The sequence below is a fragment of the Amycolatopsis sp. CA-161197 genome, assembly GCF_050942255.1.
GTDB lineage: Bacteria > Actinomycetota > Actinomycetes > Mycobacteriales > Pseudonocardiaceae > Amycolatopsis.
The window spans coordinates 4,197,880-4,216,705 of the sequence record NZ_CP192059.1 but is presented as its reverse complement, the minus strand read 5'-3'; the positions used below and the strand labels follow the sequence as shown (position 1 = coordinate 4,216,705).

Below are 18,826 nucleotides of genomic sequence, written 5' to 3'. Positions count from 1 at the left end.
CACGAGCCCGAAGCGGTCTCGCCGCACGCCGGCTGATGTGCACGACCAGGAGGAACCATGGCCCAGCCCCGGCCTGCCGGCGTGCTCGCCCGCGCGATCGGCGCCGTCCACCGCGTGGCGTTCGGCCTGCCCAAGGGCGGCCGGCGCTACACGGTCGAGCGGGCGGTACCCGTGCTCACCCGCGACGGGGCGCAGCTGCTCACCGACCTCTACCTGCCCGTCGGCGAGGCGCACGGCACCGTGCTCATCCGCTCGCCGTACGGCCGCGGCCTGCCCGAAAGCCTGTTCCACGGCCGCGCGTTCGCCGAGCGCGGGTACCAGGTCGTGGTGCAGAGCGTCCGCGGGACGGGCGGGTCCACCGGCGCGTTCCGGCCCATCGCGCAGGAGACGGCCGACAGCCAGGACGCGGTCGCGTGGCTGCGCGAGCAGGCGTGGTTCACCGGCCGGCTCGCGACCCTCGGCGGTTCCTACCTCGGCTGGACGCAGTGGGCGCTGCTGCAGGACCCGCCACCTGAGCTGCGGGCGGCCGTCGTCCTCGTCGGGCCGCACGACTTCGCCCGCGCCATCCGCGGCACCGGTTCCGTGGCCCTGGCCGACTTCCTCGGCTGGAGCACCACCGTGCAGGCCCGGGGACCGCGCGCGATGCTCGCCGCGCGCCGCCGCGTCGACGCCGCGCTGCGCGAGCCGACGCCGGAAGCCGCCGCGGTGAAGGCCCTGGGCCCCGACCACCCGTGGTTCACCGACTGGCTCGCCCACCCCGACCTCGAAGATCCCTTTTGGACCGACTACGACGCCTCGGCGGCGCTCACCGCGACGCGGATCCCCGTCCTGCTCATCGGCGGCTGGCACGACGTGTTCGTGGACCAGACGCTGGAGCAGTACCGCCGCCTCGACGCCGACGTCGCCCTGACGATCGGCCCGTGGACACACCTGGACACGGCCTTCAAATCCTCGCGCGTCACCGACCCCGAGGCCCTGGCCTGGTTCGACGAGCACCTCGCCGGTGCTCCGTCGCGGCGGCCCGCGCCCGTGCGGATCCACGTGACCGGCGCCGGACAGTGGCGGTCGATGCCGTCGTGGCCACCCAAGACCGAGCAACGCGTGCTGGGCCTGACCTCGACCGGCGGTCTCGGCGCCGAAAGTGGCCCGGGCACCGTCGAGTTCACCTACGACCCGGCGGACCCGACACCGTCGGTGGGCGGGCGCCACATGTCCGCCAAGGCCGGCCGCCAGGACAACAGCGCACTCGAAGCCCGTGACGACGTGGTCACCTTCACCTCCGCTCCGCTGGACACACCGCTCGAAGTCCTGGGCGCGCCGTCGGTGCACCTGCGGATTACCGCCGGCACCACGCCCGACGTGTTCGTGCGACTGTGCGAAGTGGACGAACGCGGCCGCTCGTGGAACGTCACCGAGGTCTTCACCCGCCTCACCACCACCGACGCCCCAGTCACCCTCTCGCTCGGCACCTGCGCCCACCGCTTCGCGCCCGGCCGGCGCCTGCGCCTGCAGATCTCCGGCGGGGCCCACCCACGCTTCGCCCGCAACCCGGAGCCGTGCCAGTACACGATCTCGTGCGAGGGTTCGCACCTGACGCTGCCGGTCGCGGCTCTCTGAAGCAAAAAAAGGGGTGAGACCGTCCGGAACCGGCCTCACCTTCCTGATCGCCCGCCGGCGTCAGTCCTGGTGCGCGGTGGCGGCCGACTTTGCCGCCTGCCCGGGCTGAGGTGAGGTGACGGCGCGGGCTCACGCCCGGCAGGAAGGGCCGGTCCGCATCGGAGCGGGCCGGAGCAGCTCGCTCGTGGCGAAGAACTCGGACGAGTCCAGCCGTTCCAACATCCGCCGGACGGCGGGGGAGAAAATCAGCGACAGCTCGGTCGAAGCCTCCCGGCAGTGCCGTTGCAGACTGAGCAGCACCGCGATTCCCCGCACCGACAGGAAGTTCACCCCGCTCAAGTCGACGACCACGCTGTGGTGCGGCGTCCGGCACAGCGCGTTCACCTCGTCGGCCAGCCGCGGCGCCGTGGCCAAGTCGACTTCGCCGCCCACCATCACCAGTGCCTGGCCGGGCCGGGGATGGCGGGTTTCCACCGCCAACGACGAACGTCCGCTGGTGTCGATACTTTTGAAGGAGCGAGCCATCTGAGCTCCCGCGCTCGGATCCGAGGCAACCGAAAGGCGGGGCTGGGCCAGACGAAAACCATGACGTGGCTCTGTGTTCCACCACGTGAAGACCACCATAGCCGCGCGGTACGTCCCGGACAACCGCACCGTGGCGCTGGGTGGCACCGCCGCGCGGCGGGCGGGTGGACGACCGCGGGCCGGTTGGGCGGTCCGGGGCGGGGTACCCGAGGCTCGATTCCGCGAAGAGCCCAGCCGGCCGAAGCACCGGCCGACGAGTTCGGCAGCAAAGGAGACGATCCATGGTCGAGGTGACCCGCAAGTTCGCCGTCGCCGCCGCGCCGGCCGAGGTACAGGACTACCTGAAGGACTTCGCCAACGCCGAAGAGTGGGATCCGGGGACCGTCTCGTGCGACCCGCTCGGCCGCGGGCCGGTCGAGGTCGGGTCCCGATGGCGCAACGTCTCGAAGATCGCGGGCGTCAAGACGGAGCTGACGTACGAGCTGACGTGGCTCGAACCCGGCCGGGTGGTGTTCGTCGGCCGCAACGACACCGCGACTTCCACCGACGACATCGGCCTCGCCGCCGACGGCGCGGGCACCACGATCACATACCACGCCACGATCGAGTTCCACGGAGCCGCCAAGCTCGCGGCGCCACTCGCCAAGGTCGTGTTCGAAAAGGTCGGCGCCGACACCGAAAAAAGCCTCACCCGGATCCTCGGCGCACCGGAGTGACGCGGTGGCAGGGAAACGGCTCCCGCCGACCAGCTGCATGACCGGCGGGAGCCGCTCCGACCGCGATACCCCCTCGGGCGGGAACCAAACTTCTCCAGGTCGCAGAGGTTTTTCGCACACCAGGATCTCGCCGGCGGCGGTTACCTTCCCCGGCCGCGGGTACCCGGGGTGCGGAACGTCGGCAGCGATGGGGACAACCCGAGGAGAGAACGATGATCGAAGTGACCCGCCTCGTCCGGGCTTCGCCTGCGGCGGTGTTCGCCGTCCTCGCCGACGGGTGGTCCTACGCCGGCTGGGTCGTCGGCAGTTCGCACATCCGCGACGTCGACGCGACGTGGCCGGCGGTCGGCAGCCGCCTGCACCACAGCGTCGGCGCCTGGCCGGCGCAAGTTCAGGACAGCACGGTGGTTCTCGCCGTGCGACCGGGTGAATCCGTGAAGCTCGAAGCCCAGGCGTGGCCGTTCGGCACAGCCGAGGTCGAAGTGACGTTGTCCGTCCAAGATGGACAGACTCTGGTCAGGATGTCCGAGCGGGCGCTGCGCGGACCCGGCAAGCTGCTCCCCGAGGCGGTTCAGGCGCTGGTGCTGCGGCCGCGCAACCAGGAATCCCTGGCCCGTTTGGCCGATGTGGTCGAGGGCCGAGAGCGGGCGCGGGTCCGGCCGTAGCGACACCACCGCCGCGCCGCCCGCTTCATCAGCCGTACACCGCGCGATGGGCCGCGCGGATCAGTGCCGCGTATCCCCCACCGAGCGCGCCGTCGCGCGCCAGGGCGGCGCGAGCGGCGTTGGCACCCGGTCCACCGTGGACCGCGCCGCCGGGGTGGGCCGAGGCACCGGCGAGGTAGAGGCGGTCGACCGGCGTGTCCGCGCGGCCGAGACCCGGGACGGGCCGGAAGAACAGCTGCTGGTGGAGCGCCGTGGTACCACCGTTCACCGCGCCACCCACGAGGCTCGGGTCGTGACCGGCGAGCTCGGCCGGGCCCTGCACGCAGCGGCCGACGATCCGGTCGCGGAAGCCCGGCGCCTGCCGCTCGATCGTGTCTTCGATCGCGTCGGCTCGGCGGGCCGACTCCGACGCGGTCGCCACGGACCCACGCGGCACATGGGTGTACGCCCACACGGCTTCGGTCCCGGCCGGCGAACGCGTGGGATCCGCGGTGGTCATCTGGCCGAGCAGCAGGAACGGCCGGCGCGGGACCCGGCCCCGGCCCAGCTCCGCGCCGAACGTCGCGAGACCGTCCTCGTCGCAGCCCAGGTGGACGGTGCCGGCGCCCGCGGCGTCCGGCGCGGTCCACGGGACCGGGCCGCTCAAGGCCCAGTCGACCTTCACCGTCGCGCTGTCCCACTCGAACGCCTCGAGATCCCGCAGCAGACGGGCCGGCAGCCACTCCGGCGCCACGAGCTGCCCGTACAACGCGGGCGCCGGCACGTCGGCCAGCACCGCCCGGCGCGCGCGGACCACCGTCCCGTCGGCGCAGCGCACCCCCACCGCGCGGCCGCCGGCCACCAGGATCTCGGTCACCCCGTGTTCACAGTGGACGGCTCCGCGTCCACCCAGCCTGCGCAGCAATGCCGCCACCAGCTCGCCCGCTCCGCCTTCGGGCACGGGAAACCCGACGTCCTGGGCGAGCATCGTCAGCAGCCAGCCGAACACCGCGCTGCCCGCGTTGTCCACGGACAGGTCGCTGTGCGCGGCGTTGCCCGCCAGCAGCAGCCGCGCGCCTTCGCCGGCGAACCGTTCCTGCCCGAACCGCCGTGCGGGCAACGTCAGCATCCGCGCCAGCCGCAGCGCGTCGGCGGTACCGGCGCGCCGCAGCAGCTTCACGGCGGGCCGCACCGGAGGGAACGGCGTGAACAGCGCGTCCAGCAGTGGATCACGCAGCCCTTGCCACTGGGTGAACAGCTCCCGCCACGCGTCCCCGTCGGCGGGCGCGAACCGAGCCACCGACCGGGCCGTGCGGTCCACATCGCGCGAGAGCACCACGCATCGGTTGTCCGGCAGGACGTGCGCGAGCACGTCGGGCGCGTGCCGCCAGCGCAGCCCGTGTTCCTCCAGGCCGAGGCCACGCAGGATCGGCGACGCGGCGGCCATCGGGAAGAAGGCACTGCACAGGTCGTTGCGGAAACCCGGCGACGTCACCTCCGCGGTGCGCACGGCCCCGCCCGGGGCGTCCGTGGCTTCGAGCACCAGGACGTCCCAGCCGGCGTCGGCGAGCAGGTTCGCCGCGACGAGCCCGTTGTGCCCCGCCCCGACCACGATCGCGTCGACGGTCTCCATCACGCCGACGCCGTGCCGAGGTTCCCGGTCGCGCCGGTGATCACGATGCGCACGCCTCCCGGATAACCCCGGTTCGGCCGGCGGAAACCCGGAAATCGTCCGGCGGCCGCGGCGGTCGCCGGCGAGTCGGCTTGAGCGGGGCGCGGGCGGGGTACCCGGGGCCGGTGAACGACGACGTCACGGAAGCCGTGACCATCACCCCGTACGAAGACGGGCCGCTGCTGGTCCGCGGTGCCTTCGAGCTCCGCTCACCGGACGGCGAGGTCATCGACCCCGGCCGGAGCACGGTCGCGTTGTGCCGGTGCGGGCTCTCGGCCGTCAAACCGTTCTGCGACGGCACTCACAAGGTGCGGGGCTTCCGCGCGGCCGCCGGCGGGCGCTGACCCCGGCGCCGGGCGCAGGGACGAGCGTCCTTCGTCCCAGTGCGTGAGCAGCATCCGGCCGAACTCCCCTTCCACCGCCAGCGCGCACGCCGCTCCGAAGAGGACATCGCCCGCGGCCGACGGGTTCTCACGGGCGAACGTGCCGCACAGATCGTGCGCGGCGATCTGCTCGTGGACGGCGTCGGCCTCGACGTGCTCGTCGTAGAACCGCGTGGCGGCGGCATCGCCACCCAGCCGGCGCAGTCCGTTGCCGTAGCGGCGATTCGGCAACGACGACGTCATCTCGAACGCGGCCAGGTGCCCGAGCGCCGCGCCCAGCCAGCGGCGGTGAAACCCGAACAGGGACATGAGGTTGCTGACCGCGAGCGTCACCGCCGGGACGCGGTCGACGTAGTGGCCGTAGCCGTCGTCCAGCCCCAGCGAGCGCAGGGTGCCCCGGAAGAGCTCCGAGTGCATCCGCGCGAGCCGGCCCTGCCCGTATTCGTCGGCCTGGATCTCGACCAGTGCCGCCTTGGCCGCGCCGGAAAGCCGGGGAATGGCCCAGCTGTGCGGATCGGCCTCTTTGAGGTGGTAGACCGAGCGCTGCGCCACGAACTCCCGGAACTGCTCCTCGGAAGCGCGCCGCTGCAGGAACTTCGCCACGGGTGGCCCTTCGTCCGCCCGCACCAGGTCGGCCAACGCCTGCGCCACCGCGTCCGGCCGCACCGGGGTGGGCGGCACGAGCTCGTGCAGACCGGCCACCCATCTGCGTTCCAGCTGCCGTCGCATGCCCGTGACGAAGGGAGCGTGCTCCCAGGCGGCGTCGACGTCGTCGAAACCGCGGTAGCTCAGCTCGTAACAGATCCACAGGGTGAGCTGCAGGTCTTCGTCGTGGCACACTGGCCCGCCGGCGCCGGCCGGTACCGCACTGGCCGCCGCGTCGTCCGGCTCGGACCCGAGCCGGGTGACGACCGCGGAACTCGCCGGACCGCGAGGATGGGGCAGACGCATGGAACCTCCTGGTACCCGGGGGAAATGTGCCCCACCGGCCAGGGTGGCCGGTGGGGACTCCTCAGCGGTGGCCGAGCGCCGTCCGGATACCCTCCGGTTCGGACCGGGAAACCGGGGGCGGCGCGGGAAGGTCACAGGCGGGACAGAGCAGCCTGAGCGCGGGCGGCGGGATCTGTCCTCAAGCCCGGTCCGCCAGCCCGGCCGGCCTCACCCCTGGACGAACTCCTCCGAGTGCTCGTTCCACCAGCGGGCGATGTCGGCCCGGCGGGCGAACCAGACGCCGCCCTTGGCCTGGGCGTATTCGATGAACTCCCGCAGCGCCCCGGTGCGTGCCGCCTGGCCCACCAGGCGGGGGTGGAGGCCGATGGACATCATCTTGGGCCGGCCCTTCGAGCCTTCGAGCCACAGTTCGTCGAAGCCGCGCTTGAGGTAGTCGAGGAACAGGCTCGGTGACCGGGTGCCCTGGATGTCGTTGTAGGTCAGCGAATACGGGACGACGAGCTGCCGGACTCCGTTCACGTCGACGTAGTAGGGCAGGTCGTCGTTGTAGGCGTCCGAGTCGTACAGGAATCCGCCGTGCTCCACGACCAGCTCGCGCGTGTTGATCGAGGGGCCGTAGCGGCAGTACCAGCCACTGGGCGCTTCGCCCCACGTCTGGGTGAAGGAGGCGACGGCTTTCTTGATCCGGTCGGCCTCTTCCTCGCGCGACAAGCGCCAGTGCTCTTCCCAGCGCCACCCGTGCCCGAGCAGGTCGTGGCCGGCTTCGCGGGCCGCCGACGCGACCTCGGGGTTGCGTTCGAAGGCCACTGCGCAGCCGAAGAACGTGGCTTTCACGTCGTACTCGTCGAAGAGGCGGAGCAGGCGCCACACGCCGACGCGGCTGCCGTACTCGTACATCGATTCCTTCGCCAGATCCCGCAGATGAGCCGGGAAGGCGTAGTCCACTTCGGCGAGACTGTCGTTCTCACCGTCTCCCATCTCGTGGGAGTATTCGGAACCCTCCTCGTAGTTCACCACGAGGTTGACCGCCACCTTGGCGTCGCCGGGCCACCGGACAGCCGGCACGTCCTTGCCGTAGCCGACCAGGTCCCGGCTGAGATTGCTCGGAATTTCTCGCATCGACCGCAAATCCTCACTCACGAAGTTTTCGTTCTACTTGGCGGATCCGTGCAGGACCTCGAGGGGCACCCGGTGGGTTTCCGGAACGAACAGCGCCGCCAGCGCCAGCCCCAGGTACATCACCGCCACGATGGCGAACACCCAGAACTCGCCGACCCCCTGCAGCAGCGAGCTGGCGACGAGCGGCAGAAGCGCGCCGCCGACGAATCCGGTGTTGACGACGACAGCTGTGCCGAAACTGCGGACCCGCGTCGGGAAGAGCTCCGGCGCCCACGTCCAGATGGTGGTGTTGACCAGGAGCACGAAGATCTGGAACACGAAACCCAGCGTCAGGATGAGCCCGTCGCCTTGCGCGAAGATGGCGAAGGCGAGCACGGCCACGGCACCGCACACCGCACCCACACAGACCACGGTCCGCCGCGAAATGGCGAACCCGCCGTAGGAGGCGATCGCGCAGCCGAGGAGACCGCCCAGGTTCTGCAGCATCGTGAAGGTCACGCTGCCCTGCACCGAATAGCCTCGGTCGACCAGCATGATGGGCATCAGCAGCACCACGCTGAACTCCGCGCCCCACGCCAGGAACGCCGCGATCCCCAAGGCGACGGTGCGCCGGCGAAGCGGCTTGGTGAGCACGCTCTTCAACGCCTGGGACGCGGGCCCGTCGCCCTGCGCGCTCTCGGAAACGGCAGCGGTCTGGCTGTCGACGTAGGTGTGGACTTCGCCGCCTCGCAGGCGCAGCTTGCCGGTCGCCAGCCGGGTGAGCGCCTCGTTCGCTTCCCGGATCTTGCCGCGGCTCAAGAGGTATGCGGGTGTCTCGGGCAGGTACCGCCTGAAGAAGAAGATCAAGATCGCGGGAAGGCCCAGCAGGCCGAAGGCCCACCGCCAGTCGTCGGCGCCGGCGCCGACCCACGAGGCGAACGGGCCGATCACCAGCAACGTGTAGGCGTAGGCGAGAAACAGGCCGACGCCCGCGGAGATGGTGTTGAACAGGGAGACGAACACGCCCCGGACCTTGGTCGGCGTGAGCTCGGACAGGTAGGTGAGCCCGACGGCGATCTCACCGCCGACCCCGAGGCCGGTCACGACCCGGGTGACCCCGAGAATCGTCGCGTTCGGCGCCAGGGCCGAAAGCACCGAGCCCAGGCAGTAGATCCCCAGGCTGACGGCCAGCAGGCTCCTGCGGCCCAGCAGGTCCGCGACCACTCCGCCGACGATGCCGCCGATCACGATCGCGATGAGGCTCACCGTCGAAAGCAAGGCCAAAGCGGAGGCGTCGATGCCGAGATCTTTTTGGAGAGAGGGGCCGAGCGCGGAGAGAATGAGCTGCTCGAAGACCTCGAAGAGGCCGCCCAGCACCACGAGGGTGAGCGCCAGGTAATGGGTTCGGGTGAGCCCCATGTCATCGATGATTTCACCAAGTGACCTGGGTTTTCTGCCCATGGCGGCTTTCGCATCGAATGCCATGATTGCACTTCCTACGTTCGAGTGTGGGTGATCCGAGCCCTCAAGACACCCTTTTGGCGCGTGTTGACGGCCGCGAAGGAGAAGGGAAGGAGAACACGGAAACGAGGTCCTCGCCGCCGGTGTTCTCCAGTGCGTGCCACGAAGCCGCCGGGATGAAGATCGCCTGGCCTCGCTCGAAATCGATGACACCTTTGTCCGTGTGCAGTTGCCCGGTCCCCTGGGCCACGTACATGACCTCGGAAGTCGCGTGCGCAATGGTGTCCGTCCTCGGCGATCCTGCGGGGATCGTCACCACACCGAGGCAGTTCTGGATCTCGGGGACGTTGGCCGCACTCAGCAGCAGGCCGTCCGCCGGCGGGTTCGCGGGATCGTAGGTGACCTGGACGTACTTTCCCGTGACGGTGACACTGTCAGTCATTCGTTCCTCTTCCGGATTCGGTCGCCAGACCTGGCCACTCGACCCCAACCTGCCCGGGGAAGAGCTGTTCCTTGTTGAGCCGCAAGTGATCCCGCATGGCATCCTCGGCACCGCGAGGACCGTCGCTGCGAATCGCGTCGAGGATGCGCTGGTGATCGTTGATCAGCTTGAGGCGGTTTCCGCGGTCCTGCAGCACGATCTGGTTGATCAGGACCCACAGGGGCTGCCGGTCGATCTCGACCAGCTCCAGCGCGAAGTGGCTGAGGATGTGGTTGGGGCACATCGCGGCCAGGTCGGCGTGGAAGGCCATGGAGTGGTTGACGAAGTCGGGTAGCTGCGCCGGCTCGTCGATCAAGCGGGCGGCCAGGTCGAGCTCGTGCTGCACCTTGTCCAGGTCGAGATCACCCGGACTCGCCGCGAGAAGGCGGGAAAGTGGCGGCTCGACCACCAGCCGGGCGGCGATGACGTGCTCGGGCGTCGAGCCGATCTCGTTTCCGGAGCGCTTGAACAGCCCCCGGCTCAGGTCGGCCACGTAGGTGCCGTCGCCGTGCCGCGCCACGATGGCGCCGCTGAGCTCCAGCGCGAACAAAGCCTCGCGCACGCTCGCCCGCGACACCTCGAACTTGGTGGCGAGCTCACGGTCCGACGGAAGCCGGGCCCCGGCGGTCCAGCCCCCCTGCTGGATCTCGCTCAGAAGGGCCTGAGCCACGCGCAGGTACCGCCGCTGCGGCAGGGCGGTCCGCTCGGACTGGTCTGAAGACTGCATCCGCAGAGGTTAGACCAGTGCCCCGGGTCGCACAAGAGTCGACTCAACGGTCCGACAAGGGCGCAGGCGCCGGCTCTGAACTGCGGGTATTACGGATGGTGAGCCAGTGAATCCGGATTGGAACAGGCGTCTGATCCGAAAAGAAGGCCCCCGCCGGCCGACGACCTCCCGGCAAGGGAGGACCTTCGAGCGACGGGGGCCGTCTCGGGTTCACCGCGGAACGTGAAGTCCGTCCGCGCTGTCCACGGGTCAGGAAATCGTGGTCGACCGGCTGAGCGACTCCCACGTGGTGACGTCGGCCAGCAGGGCCTCGTGGTGCTGGCGCAGGCCGTCGACGGCGTCTTCGCCGAGGAGGAAGTGCAGCGGCGGGTTCTCGGACTCGAGCACCTTGACGATCGCCGCGGCGCCCTTGGCCGGATCGTTCGGTTCCTGGCCCACGACGTTCTTGACCATCTGCCGCAGTTCGCCCGAGGTCGCGTGGTAGGCGGAGTTCTCGGGTGTCCACTGCAGACTGGTGCTGAAGTTGGTGCGGAACATCCCCGGCTCCACCACCACGACCCGGATCCCCAGCGGCGTCAGCTCGAGTGACAGCGCCTCGCCCAGCGCCTCGAGCGCGTGCTTGGTCGCGTTGTACCCGCCGAGACCCGGGAACGTCATCACGCCGCCGAGGGAGCTCATCACCACGATCGTGCCGCTGCCCTGCTCGCGCAGCACCGGCAGGACGGCCTGCGTCAGCTCCACCGCACCGAAGAAGTTGACGTCGAACATGGCACGCAGGTACTCGGCCGAGGTTTCCTCGATGGCGCCCAGCACGCTGAAGCCGGCGTTGTTGACCAGCACGTCGATCCGGCCGAACACGGCGAGCGTCGCGTCGACCGCGGCGCGGATCGAGGCCGGGTCCGTGACGTCCATCGCCGCGGTGCTGACCCGGTCGCCTCCGGCCTCCGCGAGGTCGGCGAGGGTCTCCGGGCGGCGCGCGGTGGCCATCACCCGGTCACCGGCGGCCAGCGCGGCCCGCACGAGCTCGCGGCCGAAGCCGCTCGAGCAGCCCGAGATCAGCCAGACGCGGCCCGGTGTTTCGTTCGTCATTCCCATGCCTTTCCCTTGGTGTCCAACAAGGTCGATGGTCGTCCCGGGAGCGTGGCGTCGTCCAACACCGGTTGCCTGTCGTGGTTGTAGGCTTTTCCTGTGACCCCTGATCTTCGGCAGCTGAGGTACTTCGTCGCCGTCGCCGAGGAATCCAGCTACACGCGGGCAGCCGAGCAGCTGCTGATCAGCCAGCAGTCGCTGTCGCAGCAGATCACCTCGCTGGAACGCATGCTGGGCGCGAAGCTCTTCGACCGCGACACCCGCGGCACGAGCCTGACCGCGATCGGCACGCTGTTCCTGCCCGAGGCGCGCGCGGTGCTCGCCCGGGCGGACGAAGCGTTCGATCTCGTCGCCCGGGCCACACGCGGCGAGGTCGGCCGCCTGTGCCTCGCTTTCCTCGCGACCACCACGAACTACCTGCTGCCGCCGGTGGTGCGCGCGGTCCGGCAACGGCTCCCCGAGCTCCGGCTGACCACCGAGGAGACGACGATCGCCCCGCTGGTCGAAGGGGTGCGAAAAGGACGCTACGACGTCGCGTTCACGCGACCGCCGCTCGTGTCCGATCTGGAATCCCGGACGCTGGTGATCGAACCGGTGTGCGCGGTCCTGCCCGAAGGCCATCCGCTCGCCGACCGGGCCGAGGTGACGCTCGCCGAGCTGGCCGGCGAGCGGTGGGTGCTGACCCCGCGCAGCTCCTGGGAACCGTGGCACCAGGCGTTCGACAGTTCCTTCCGGACCGCCGGGTTCACCCCCGACGTGGTCCACCGCGACGCGAGCGTGCAAGCACTGCTCGGCCTGGTCGCCGCCGGAGTCGGCATCACGCGCCTCGCCCGGTCGGCGCGCAGCCTGCGCCGCTCCGGGGTGGTCTTCGTGCCGATCGCCGGCGAGGTCGTCTCCACCGAGATGGTCTGGCTCGAGGGCAACGACTCCGCCGCGCTGCACGCCCTGCTCGACGTCGTCACCGACGTCGCCGCCTCCACCGACTTCGCCGCGGCCGGCTGACGCGCACCAGGGCGGCGGCGCTGCCGTCCAAACGGGTCAGACGGCGAAGCGTTCGCGGATCTCCACCGCCTTTTCGAGCATCTGCCCGGTGCTCTTGAACCAGTCCTGCAGGTTCAGGTCCACGATGAGCTCGTCGGCGCCGGCCTCCTCGGCCGTGTGGATGTCCTCCACGATCTGGTCGAGCGTGCCGACGAACGCCGAACGGCCGGGTCCGGCCGGACGGTCGGTGAAAGTGACGTTGCCCACCACGACCAGCTCCATCCGGCTCGCGTCCCGGCCGTACCCGGTGGCCATTTCCCGGATGCGGTTCCAGTCCGCGCGCAGTGCCGCGGCTCCGGCCGGCCCGGGCGTGGTGAGCAGCGGCAGCCAGCCGTCCGCGCGCCGCGCGATGCGCTCCAGGGCCGTGGAACTGGAGGCGCGGCCCAGGTTGCTGGCGCCGCCGGCGAGCATCACGGGGATCTTCGAAGCGGGCTTCGGCAGGACCGACGCGTTCTCGATGATGACGCGAGGGCTGCGGAAGGTCACCGGATCCGGCCCCCACACGGCGTCGAAGACGTCCAGCATCTCGTCAAGGAAGCGCCCGCGATCCGCTCGGGTGGCGCCGGTGGCCCGCAAAACGTCGCTGGACCAGCCGGCGCCCAGGCCCGCGATGACGCGGCCGCCGCTGATCCGGTCGACCGTCGCCAGCGCCTTCGCCAGCGGAACGGGGGTGTGCAGGGCCGCGATCAACACGGCCGTCCCGAGGCGCACCTTCTCGGTCACCACCGCCGCTGCCGTGAGCACCGCCAGGGGGTCGGCGGTCTGGCGCCCGCTCTCCGGCCACGGCACGTTCGGCGGCGCGTACGGTTCCAGGGGTGTCTCGGGGAACAGCAACTGTTCGTAGGTCCACAGGCTCGCGTATCCCGCCGCTTCCGCCCTTCTGGCGGCTTCGACCACGTCGCGCTGCAGATCCACTTCCAGCCGCTGGGGCAACCGCAGTCCCAGTTTCATTCGAATCTCCGTTGTAATCGTCACCAGTCCCTACTGCGAGTCTGAACACTCACATCGATGTGAAGGTCAAGGTAGACTGGGTCACATGAGAATCGGAGAGCTCGCTGAGCGCACCGGCGTCTCCCGTCGGCTGCTGCGCTACTACGAGGAGCAGGGCCTGATCACGCCCACCCGCTCCTCCAACGGTTACCGCGAGTACGGCGAGCCGCACGTGGACGTCGTGCAGCAGATCAAGGGACTGCTCGACGCCGGCCTCCCGACCCGCATCATCCAGCAGCTCCTGCCGTGCCTGGACAAGCCGCACACCATCTACGCGCCTTTCGTGACCCCCGAAATGATCGTCACTTTGCAGCACGAACAGGCCCGGCTTTCCGAACGCATCGAATTCCTGATCCGCAACCGCGACGCCATCACCGACTACCTCGGAACCGTTCTCACCGTCAGCGAACGCCGGGAGCCGGCCGCGTCGTGAATTGACGCGCGGCCCCGTCCTAGACTTCCTCGCCCTTTTCCCGCGACGCCTGCACACGGGCGATGCGCTGGGAGGTGCGGCGGAGGTGCCTGGCCATGATCTCGCGTGCCTTTTCCGTGTCGCGGGCGGCGATGGCCTCGACGAGGTCGCGGTGTTCGGTGGTGCCGCGGTGGCCCATGAGCGGGGCGGCCACCTGGGCCTCGCGCAGGGACATCAGCAGTGGGCCGTGGAACGAGTGGACCAGCATCTCGATGGCGGCGTTGTGGGTGCACTGCGCCACGCGGACGTGGAACGCCGCCGACATCTCCATGTTGTACTCGCCGCGTTTCAGGGCGGCCTGGTGTTCGCGGGTCATCTCGCGTAGTTCGTCGACGTCCGTCTCGGTCGCGCGCTCGATGACGATGTCGAGGATGCCGAGCTCCACCACCTGACGGGCCTCGATGACCTCCGGCCCCGTCATCGGCGAGAGGTTCACGAGGTCGGCGAGGTTCGCGCTGAGCGTGGTCGACGAGGGGGTCGTGACGAAGGCGCCGCCGCGGGCGCCGACGCGGATCGCGACGAGGCCGGCGGCCTCGAGGACGCGCAGGGCCTCGCGGACGGTGACGCGGCTGACGCCCATCTGCTCGCACAGGGCGCGCTCGCTCGGCAGCCGGTCACCGGGACGCAGTTTGTCGGCGCGGATGAGCGAGCGGATCTGCTCGACGATGACCTCCGACATCCGGCTCGACGACACGACGTCGAACAGCCCGCTGTCGGCCCGCGGAGCCGCCGCGGATCCACCCCGCCCTGCTGGTTCCATGCCGCGATCCTCTCACAGGAACGCCGGAACGCCCGCCGTCGCGGCGCCCGCCGAAGGGTTGACCGGCAGCTGGAGGGCGCCTTATGGTCATATCGTCGTTCGGACTAACCAATAGACCAGAGGTTCAGAACAGCCAGGAGGCGCCGTGAGGGAATCCGTCGCGCTGGCCTGCCGGGTGCTCGCCGCGACCGGCCTCGTCGAGCACGTGCTCGGCCACATCAGCGTCCGCACGTCGCCGGACGAGCTGCTGGTGCGCTGCCGCGGCCCGCGGGAGTCCGGCCTCCGCTACACGACGGCCGACGACATCCGGCCGGTGCCGCTGCACGGCACACCCGACACCGGTGAGTGGAGCGTGCCCAACGAGCTGCCGATCCACACCGAGGTGCTGCGGCGCCACCCCGAGGTGACGGCCGTGGTCCACGCGCACCCACCCGCCGTGGTTACCATGGCGCTCGCCGGGCTGCCGTGGCTGCCCCTGTTCGGGGCCTACGACATCCCGGCCGCGCGGCTCGCCGCCGACGGCATTCCGGTGTGGCCGCGCTCGGTGCTCGTGAACGACCACGACCTCGCCGGGCAGATGGCCGACGCGCTGGGCGACCGGCCCGTCCTGGTCCTCAGTGGACACGGCCTGGTCAGCGTGGCCGGCGGCGACCCGGAAACCGCGGTGGCCCAGGCCGTGCTGCAGGCCATCGCCGTCGACACGCTCGCCCGGCACACCCTCGCCGTCGCCCAGGCCGGCGGGAAGCCGGTGGCGATCCCCGACGAGGACCTCGCGCGCCTGCCCGACCTGGGCGGGGCGTTCAACGTCACGACCCTGTGGCGGCACGTGGTGCGGCGCACCGAAAACCCCTGAAGTCCCCCGCGAGTACGACAAGGAGAGCAGTAGTGCGTGACGAGTACCTGAAAGGTGTCCTGGCCAGCGAGAAGAAGAACCTCGATTCCTCGGAGATCGCGGCCCGCGACGAGTTCAACCGGCAGCACCCGCCGAACAAGGGCCTGGTCGTGGAGGACGACCTGCGCAAGATGGAGCTGCCGGCCCGGCCGTGGCGCAACAACCGCGGCCACTACTTCGACCTCGCCGACTACGAGGTGCTGAGCGCGCACATCTCGGAGCTCAAGCCGGGCAACAACTCCGTCCGCCACCGTCACACCACCGAGGCCTACCTCTACGTGGTCAAGGGGCACGGTTTCTCGCTCATCAACTACGACGACGAGCCGATCGAGGTCGTCGAGTGGCAGGAGGGCACGCTGTTCGCGCCGCCTCGGTGGGCGTGGCACCAGCACTTCAACCTCGACGGCAACGACACGGCCCGCTACCTCGCGATCCAGGACACGGGGCTGCTGCGCACCATGCGCCTGCACAACATCGAGCGCCACGGCGTGCAGCTCTCCCCCGAGGAGGGCAAGCAGCTGCTCGACGCGGCCGTCGAGGCCGGCACCACGCACGGCGCGCGCAAGTAGCCGGCCCCTCGGCCGTGCTCCCGCACCCCAGGCGGGAGCACGGCCGAGCCACGAACCCATCCGACCTGTGAGGAGTGCCCGTGCCCGAAGGAACACCCGTGTCCGAATGGCTCGACCCGAACGTCGCGACGTCGTGGCTGGAACAGGACAGCCTCGTCGGATTCCTCGTGCTGCCCCGGCGGATCGCCGCCACGCTCGTGGCGGGCGACCGGCCGCGGACGAAGCTGGTGGCCGACATCGGCAGCGGCCCCGGTGACTTCCTGGAGGTCCTGCTCGATCTCTTCCCCGGCGCGCACGGCATCTGGACCGACGTCTCCACCGTGATGGAGGAGGCCGCCCGCGCGCGGCTCGCCCGGTTCGGAGACCGCGTTTCCTACCGGCTCACCGACATGACGGACCTCGCGCAGCTGCCCGGTGACCTCGACGTGGTGATGACGTCGCGGGCCAGCCACCACCTGAACCCGGCGCAGCTGGCGCGCTTCTACACCGAGGCGGCCGAGCACCTGGCGCCCGGCGGCTGGCTGCTCAACCTCGACCACATCGGGCCCGGTCCGGTGTGGGACGCGCGCCTGCGCGCGGCCCGCAAGCAGCTCATCCCGCCGTCCGACAAAGCCGGTGCCCACAAGCACAACGACGCCCTCCCGTCGGTGGCCGACCACTTCGAAGGCCTCGCGAAGGCCGGGTTCACCGACGTCGAGATGCCCTGGCGCGGCCTGTACACCTGCCTGCTGGCGGCTCGTCGTGACGGTTGACGGATCCCGCCGGCTCGCCCGCGTCCGCGTCGCGCTCAGCGGCCGCGAGTGGGCGTCGCTGGGTGGCATGGCCACGGTCGTCCTGCTGCTGAACCTCGTCGGCTGGGGAGTGCTCGGCCTCGTCGTGGCCCCGGAGCACCACGCGCTGGCCGGCGGCGGGTTCTTCGGGGTCGGGCTGGGCGTCACGGCGTTCACGCTGGGGCTGCGCCACGCGTTCGACGCCGACCACATCGCCGCGATCGACAACACCACCCGCAAGCTGATGGCCGACGGCGGACGGCCGCTGTCGGTCGGGTTCTGGTTCTCGCTCGGGCATTCGACCGTCGTGTTCGGACTGTGCCTGCTGCTCTCGGTCGGCGTGCGCGCGCTCGCCGGATCGGTCACGGACGACTCGTCGGCGCTGCACCGGGTGACCGGCCTGATCGGCACGTCGGTGTCCGGGGTGTTCCTCTACATCATCGGGATCGTCAACCTGGTGGTGCTGTTCGGCATCCTGCGGGTGTTCCGCGAGATGCGCCACGGGCGGTTCAGCGAAGCCGAACTCGAGGAGCACCTCGCGAAGCGCGGCGTGCTGAACCGGCTGCTGTCCGGCCTGACGAAGGCGGTCCGCAAACCCTGGCACATCTATCCGGTGGGTGTCCTCTTCGGACTCGGGTTCGACACGGCCACCGAGGTCGGCCTGCTCGTGCTGGCCGCCGGCGCCGCCACGTTCGCCCTGCCCTGGTACGCCGTCCTGGTGCTGCCCGTGCTGTTCGCGGCGGGGATGACGTTGTTCGACACCGCCGACGGCTGCTTCATGAACTTCGCCTACGGGTGGGCGTTCGCGAAGCCGGTGCGGAAAGTCTTCTACAACCTCACCGTGACCGCGCTGTCCGTGGCGGTCGCGCTGGTCATCGGGACGATCGAGCTGCTGTCGATCCTCGCCGACCGGCTCGGGATCGTCTCGGGGCCGCTGGCCGCGATCGCCGGCCTCGACCTGAACAACGTCGGCTTCGCGATCGCCGGGCTGTTCGTCGCGACCTGGCTCGTCGCCGTCCTGGTCTGGCGGATCGGCCGGATCGAGGAGAAGTGGTCGGCCCACCTCTCCCTCGACCCCGACCGTTAAGCGCCCGGCCCGCCGAACAGCTCCGCCACGCCCGCGACGGTGATGCCCTCCATCACCTCGCGGGCGGTGTGTGCCACCGGCAGGTCCTGGCCCACGCCGTCGGCCATGCGGAACGCGTTGGCCAGATCCTTGCGGTACCAGGTGAAGCGCATCAGTTCGAGCTGGGCGAGCGTGGCGCTCGCGGCCACCCCGTCGAGCAGCGCCCGGCGCAGCTTCGCCGGCTCGACGCCGAGGTCACGGCCGAGCCGCATCGCCTCGACGATCGCCGTGATCTGACCCCAGTGGCACAGGTTGTTCACCGTCTTGCCAACCTGGCCGGAGCCAAGCGGACCGAGGTGGTGCACCGCTTTCGTCCACGACGCGAGCGCCGGGCGCACGCGGTCCAGCACGGCTTCCTCCCCGCCGACCAGCAGGACGATCTCACCGTTCTCGGCGCCGCGGACCCCGCCGGTGAGCGCCGCGTCCAGCACGGCCACGCCCGCTCCCCCGGCCTCGGCCTCGACGCGGTGGCAGGTCTCGGGGGTCACCGAGCTGCAGATCAGCAACGTGGACCCGCGCTCGGACCCGGCCAGCACGGCCGACGACACCTCGAGCACGTCCTCATCGGACGGAACGATCACGAGCACCACGTCGCACCCGCCGAGCTCCGCCGGGGACCCGGCCGCCCGCGCACCCGCGGCGACGAGCGTGTCCACTGTGGATTGATCACGGTCGTACACCACCGTGTCACGCCCGGCGCCGACGAGGTGCCGGGCGATCGGCGCGCCCATCGCCCCCAGCCCGGCCACACCGACGCTTCCGTGGTTCGACATCAGGACCTTCCTCCCCGCCGGCAGGGCCGCGCCCCGCGGCAGTCGAAGCGAAAGGGCCTGCCTCGTGGT

At 70.5% G+C, this 18,826-nt stretch carries 20 protein-coding genes and 1 pseudogene; 10 read left to right on the top strand and 11 right to left on the bottom strand.

What is annotated here, in order from left to right:
* Window positions 1–57: 57 nt before the first annotated feature.
* A complete protein-coding gene (locus tag ACQPXB_RS20175; protein WP_432854430.1) occupies window positions 58–1,617 on the top strand; it encodes a CocE/NonD family hydrolase in 1,560 nt (519 codons plus the stop codon).
* A 129-nt stretch (window positions 1,618–1,746) separates the two neighbouring features.
* Here ACQPXB_RS20175 and ACQPXB_RS20170 read toward each other — a convergent pair whose 3' ends face one another.
* Window positions 1,747–2,241 (bottom strand): STAS domain-containing protein, encoded by a 495-nt coding sequence (locus ACQPXB_RS20170; RefSeq protein ID WP_432854427.1) that lies wholly within the window; start codon window positions 2,239–2,241, stop codon window positions 1,747–1,749.
* 182 nt (window positions 2,242–2,423) lie between these two features.
* Between ACQPXB_RS20170 and ACQPXB_RS20165 the strand changes: the two genes are divergently transcribed.
* Together ACQPXB_RS20165 and ACQPXB_RS20160 are read left to right on the top strand one after the other, a co-directional pair.
* Complete coding sequence (locus ACQPXB_RS20165) at window positions 2,424–2,858, top strand: SRPBCC family protein (protein ID WP_366581761.1); 435 nt, start codon at window positions 2,424–2,426, stop codon at window positions 2,856–2,858.
* A 212-nt stretch (window positions 2,859–3,070) separates the two neighbouring features.
* Window positions 3,071–3,523 (top strand): SRPBCC family protein, encoded by a 453-nt coding sequence (locus ACQPXB_RS20160; protein WP_366581760.1) that lies wholly within the window; start codon window positions 3,071–3,073, stop codon window positions 3,521–3,523.
* 28 nt (window positions 3,524–3,551) lie between these two features.
* Here the strand turns inward: ACQPXB_RS20160 and ACQPXB_RS20155 are convergent, their stop codons facing one another.
* Window positions 3,552–5,135: a phytoene desaturase family protein gene (locus tag ACQPXB_RS20155; protein ID WP_432854423.1), complete on the bottom strand. Its 1,584-nt coding sequence runs from the start codon at window positions 5,133–5,135 to the stop codon at window positions 3,552–3,554.
* Window positions 5,136–5,299: 164 nt separating this feature from the next.
* On the opposite strand from ACQPXB_RS20155, the pseudogene ACQPXB_RS20150 reads away from it, so the two are divergent.
* Window positions 5,300–5,422 (top strand): annotated as a pseudogene (locus ACQPXB_RS20150) (hypothetical protein); the annotation flags it as partial.
* Here ACQPXB_RS20150 and ACQPXB_RS20145 read toward each other — a convergent pair.
* The 6 genes from ACQPXB_RS20145 to ACQPXB_RS20120 all read right to left on the bottom strand — a co-directional run bounded on the left by ACQPXB_RS20145 (window position 5,384) and on the right by ACQPXB_RS20120 (window position 11,364).
* Window positions 5,384–6,508: an iron-containing redox enzyme family protein gene (locus tag ACQPXB_RS20145; RefSeq protein ID WP_432854420.1), complete on the bottom strand. Its 1,125-nt coding sequence runs from the start codon at window positions 6,506–6,508 to the stop codon at window positions 5,384–5,386. The pseudogene ACQPXB_RS20150 and the gene ACQPXB_RS20145 overlap by 39 nt on opposite strands.
* A gap of 207 nt (window positions 6,509–6,715) precedes the next feature.
* Window positions 6,716–7,627: a polysaccharide deacetylase family protein gene (locus ACQPXB_RS20140; protein WP_366581758.1), complete on the bottom strand. Its 912-nt coding sequence runs from the start codon at window positions 7,625–7,627 to the stop codon at window positions 6,716–6,718.
* Window positions 7,628–7,660: 33 nt separating this feature from the next.
* Entirely contained in the window at window positions 7,661–9,025 is a 1,365-nt protein-coding gene (locus ACQPXB_RS20135; protein ID WP_432854417.1) for an MFS transporter, read from the bottom strand.
* Window positions 9,026–9,131: 106 nt separating this feature from the next.
* On the bottom strand, window positions 9,132–9,509 hold the full coding sequence (locus ACQPXB_RS20130) for a cupin domain-containing protein (RefSeq protein WP_432854414.1): 378 nt from the start codon (window positions 9,507–9,509) through the stop codon (window positions 9,132–9,134).
* Window positions 9,502–10,275, bottom strand: a complete 774-nt coding sequence (locus ACQPXB_RS20125) for a FadR/GntR family transcriptional regulator (protein ID WP_366581755.1) — start codon at window positions 10,273–10,275, stop codon at window positions 9,502–9,504. Before ACQPXB_RS20125 ends, ACQPXB_RS20130 begins: the two co-directional genes overlap by 8 nt.
* A gap of 249 nt (window positions 10,276–10,524) precedes the next feature.
* Window positions 10,525–11,364, bottom strand: a complete 840-nt coding sequence (locus tag ACQPXB_RS20120; protein WP_432854411.1) for an oxidoreductase — start codon at window positions 11,362–11,364, stop codon at window positions 10,525–10,527.
* Between the two features lie 99 nt (window positions 11,365–11,463).
* On the opposite strand from ACQPXB_RS20120, the gene ACQPXB_RS20115 reads away from it, so the two are divergent.
* Window positions 11,464–12,366 carry a LysR family transcriptional regulator gene (locus ACQPXB_RS20115; RefSeq protein WP_432854408.1) on the top strand — a complete coding sequence of 301 codons (903 nt, stop codon included), beginning with the start codon at window positions 11,464–11,466 and terminating at the stop codon, window positions 12,364–12,366.
* A 36-nt stretch (window positions 12,367–12,402) separates the two neighbouring features.
* On the opposite strand, the gene ACQPXB_RS20110 is transcribed toward ACQPXB_RS20115, so the two are convergent.
* The gene (locus ACQPXB_RS20110) at window positions 12,403–13,356 is read right to left on the bottom strand and encodes a TIGR03619 family F420-dependent LLM class oxidoreductase (RefSeq protein WP_432854406.1); all 954 of its coding nucleotides are present in this window, start codon (window positions 13,354–13,356) and stop codon (window positions 12,403–12,405) included.
* 85 nt (window positions 13,357–13,441) lie between these two features.
* On the opposite strand from ACQPXB_RS20110, the gene ACQPXB_RS20105 reads away from it, so the two are divergent.
* The gene (locus ACQPXB_RS20105) at window positions 13,442–13,828 is read left to right on the top strand and encodes a MerR family transcriptional regulator (protein ID WP_432854403.1); all 387 of its coding nucleotides are present in this window, start codon (window positions 13,442–13,444) and stop codon (window positions 13,826–13,828) included.
* A 19-nt stretch (window positions 13,829–13,847) separates the two neighbouring features.
* Here the strand turns inward: ACQPXB_RS20105 and ACQPXB_RS20100 are convergent, their stop codons facing one another.
* Window positions 13,848–14,627, bottom strand: coding sequence for a FadR/GntR family transcriptional regulator (locus ACQPXB_RS20100; RefSeq protein ID WP_386955532.1), 780 nt, complete (start codon window positions 14,625–14,627; stop codon window positions 13,848–13,850).
* A 145-nt stretch (window positions 14,628–14,772) separates the two neighbouring features.
* Between ACQPXB_RS20100 and ACQPXB_RS20095 the strand changes: the two genes are divergently transcribed.
* The 4 genes from ACQPXB_RS20095 (at window position 14,773) to ACQPXB_RS20080 (ending at window position 17,945) form a co-directional block, all read left to right on the top strand.
* Window positions 14,773–15,480, top strand: a complete 708-nt coding sequence (locus ACQPXB_RS20095; RefSeq protein ID WP_386955530.1) for a class II aldolase/adducin family protein — start codon at window positions 14,773–14,775, stop codon at window positions 15,478–15,480.
* Between the two features lie 32 nt (window positions 15,481–15,512).
* A complete protein-coding gene (locus tag ACQPXB_RS20090; RefSeq protein ID WP_360605098.1) occupies window positions 15,513–16,088 on the top strand; it encodes a cupin domain-containing protein in 576 nt (191 codons plus the stop codon).
* 80 nt (window positions 16,089–16,168) lie between these two features.
* Window positions 16,169–16,840, top strand: a complete 672-nt coding sequence (locus tag ACQPXB_RS20085; RefSeq protein WP_366581748.1) for a class I SAM-dependent methyltransferase — start codon at window positions 16,169–16,171, stop codon at window positions 16,838–16,840.
* A 67-nt stretch (window positions 16,841–16,907) separates the two neighbouring features.
* On the top strand, window positions 16,908–17,945 hold the full coding sequence (locus tag ACQPXB_RS20080) for a HoxN/HupN/NixA family nickel/cobalt transporter (protein ID WP_432856707.1): 1,038 nt from the start codon (window positions 16,908–16,910) through the stop codon (window positions 17,943–17,945).
* On the opposite strand, the gene ACQPXB_RS20075 is transcribed toward ACQPXB_RS20080, so the two are convergent.
* Window positions 17,942–18,757 (bottom strand): NAD(P)-dependent oxidoreductase, encoded by an 816-nt coding sequence (locus tag ACQPXB_RS20075; RefSeq protein ID WP_432854398.1) that lies wholly within the window; start codon window positions 18,755–18,757, stop codon window positions 17,942–17,944. The two genes, ACQPXB_RS20080 and ACQPXB_RS20075, sit on opposite strands and share 4 nt — an antisense overlap.
* Window positions 18,758–18,826 lie beyond the last annotated feature (69 nt).

What these genes read in the sequence shown, in the direction of transcription:
- ACQPXB_RS20175 (WP_432854430.1), top strand. Translation starts at nt 58, where the DNA reads ATGGCCCAGCCCCGGCCTGCCGGCGTGCTCGCCCGCGCGATCGGCGCC.
- ACQPXB_RS20170 (WP_432854427.1), bottom strand. Translation starts at nt 2,241, where the DNA reads ATGGTGGTCTTCACGTGGTGGAACACAGAGCCACGTCATGGTTTTCGT.
- ACQPXB_RS20165 (WP_366581761.1), top strand. Translation starts at nt 2,424, where the DNA reads ATGGTCGAGGTGACCCGCAAGTTCGCCGTCGCCGCCGCGCCGGCCGAG.
- ACQPXB_RS20160 (WP_366581760.1), top strand. Translation starts at nt 3,071, where the DNA reads ATGATCGAAGTGACCCGCCTCGTCCGGGCTTCGCCTGCGGCGGTGTTC.
- ACQPXB_RS20155 (WP_432854423.1), bottom strand. Translation starts at nt 5,135, where the DNA reads ATGGAGACCGTCGACGCGATCGTGGTCGGGGCGGGGCACAACGGGCTC.
- ACQPXB_RS20145 (WP_432854420.1), bottom strand. Translation starts at nt 6,508, where the DNA reads ATGCGTCTGCCCCATCCTCGCGGTCCGGCGAGTTCCGCGGTCGTCACC.
- ACQPXB_RS20140 (WP_366581758.1), bottom strand. Translation starts at nt 7,627, where the DNA reads ATGCGAGAAATTCCGAGCAATCTCAGCCGGGACCTGGTCGGCTACGGC.
- ACQPXB_RS20135 (WP_432854417.1), bottom strand. Translation starts at nt 9,025, where the DNA reads ATGGGGCTCACCCGAACCCATTACCTGGCGCTCACCCTCGTGGTGCTG.
- ACQPXB_RS20130 (WP_432854414.1), bottom strand. Translation starts at nt 9,509, where the DNA reads ATGACTGACAGTGTCACCGTCACGGGAAAGTACGTCCAGGTCACCTAC.
- ACQPXB_RS20125 (WP_366581755.1), bottom strand. Translation starts at nt 10,275, where the DNA reads ATGCAGTCTTCAGACCAGTCCGAGCGGACCGCCCTGCCGCAGCGGCGG.
- ACQPXB_RS20120 (WP_432854411.1), bottom strand. Translation starts at nt 11,364, where the DNA reads ATGACGAACGAAACACCGGGCCGCGTCTGGCTGATCTCGGGCTGCTCG.
- ACQPXB_RS20110 (WP_432854406.1), bottom strand. Translation starts at nt 13,356, where the DNA reads ATGAAACTGGGACTGCGGTTGCCCCAGCGGCTGGAAGTGGATCTGCAG.
- ACQPXB_RS20105 (WP_432854403.1), top strand. Translation starts at nt 13,442, where the DNA reads ATGAGAATCGGAGAGCTCGCTGAGCGCACCGGCGTCTCCCGTCGGCTG.
- ACQPXB_RS20100 (WP_386955532.1), bottom strand. Translation starts at nt 14,627, where the DNA reads ATGGAACCAGCAGGGCGGGGTGGATCCGCGGCGGCTCCGCGGGCCGAC.
- ACQPXB_RS20080 (WP_432856707.1), top strand. Translation starts at nt 16,908, where the DNA reads ATGGCCACGGTCGTCCTGCTGCTGAACCTCGTCGGCTGGGGAGTGCTC.
- ACQPXB_RS20075 (WP_432854398.1), bottom strand. Translation starts at nt 18,757, where the DNA reads ATGTCGAACCACGGAAGCGTCGGTGTGGCCGGGCTGGGGGCGATGGGC.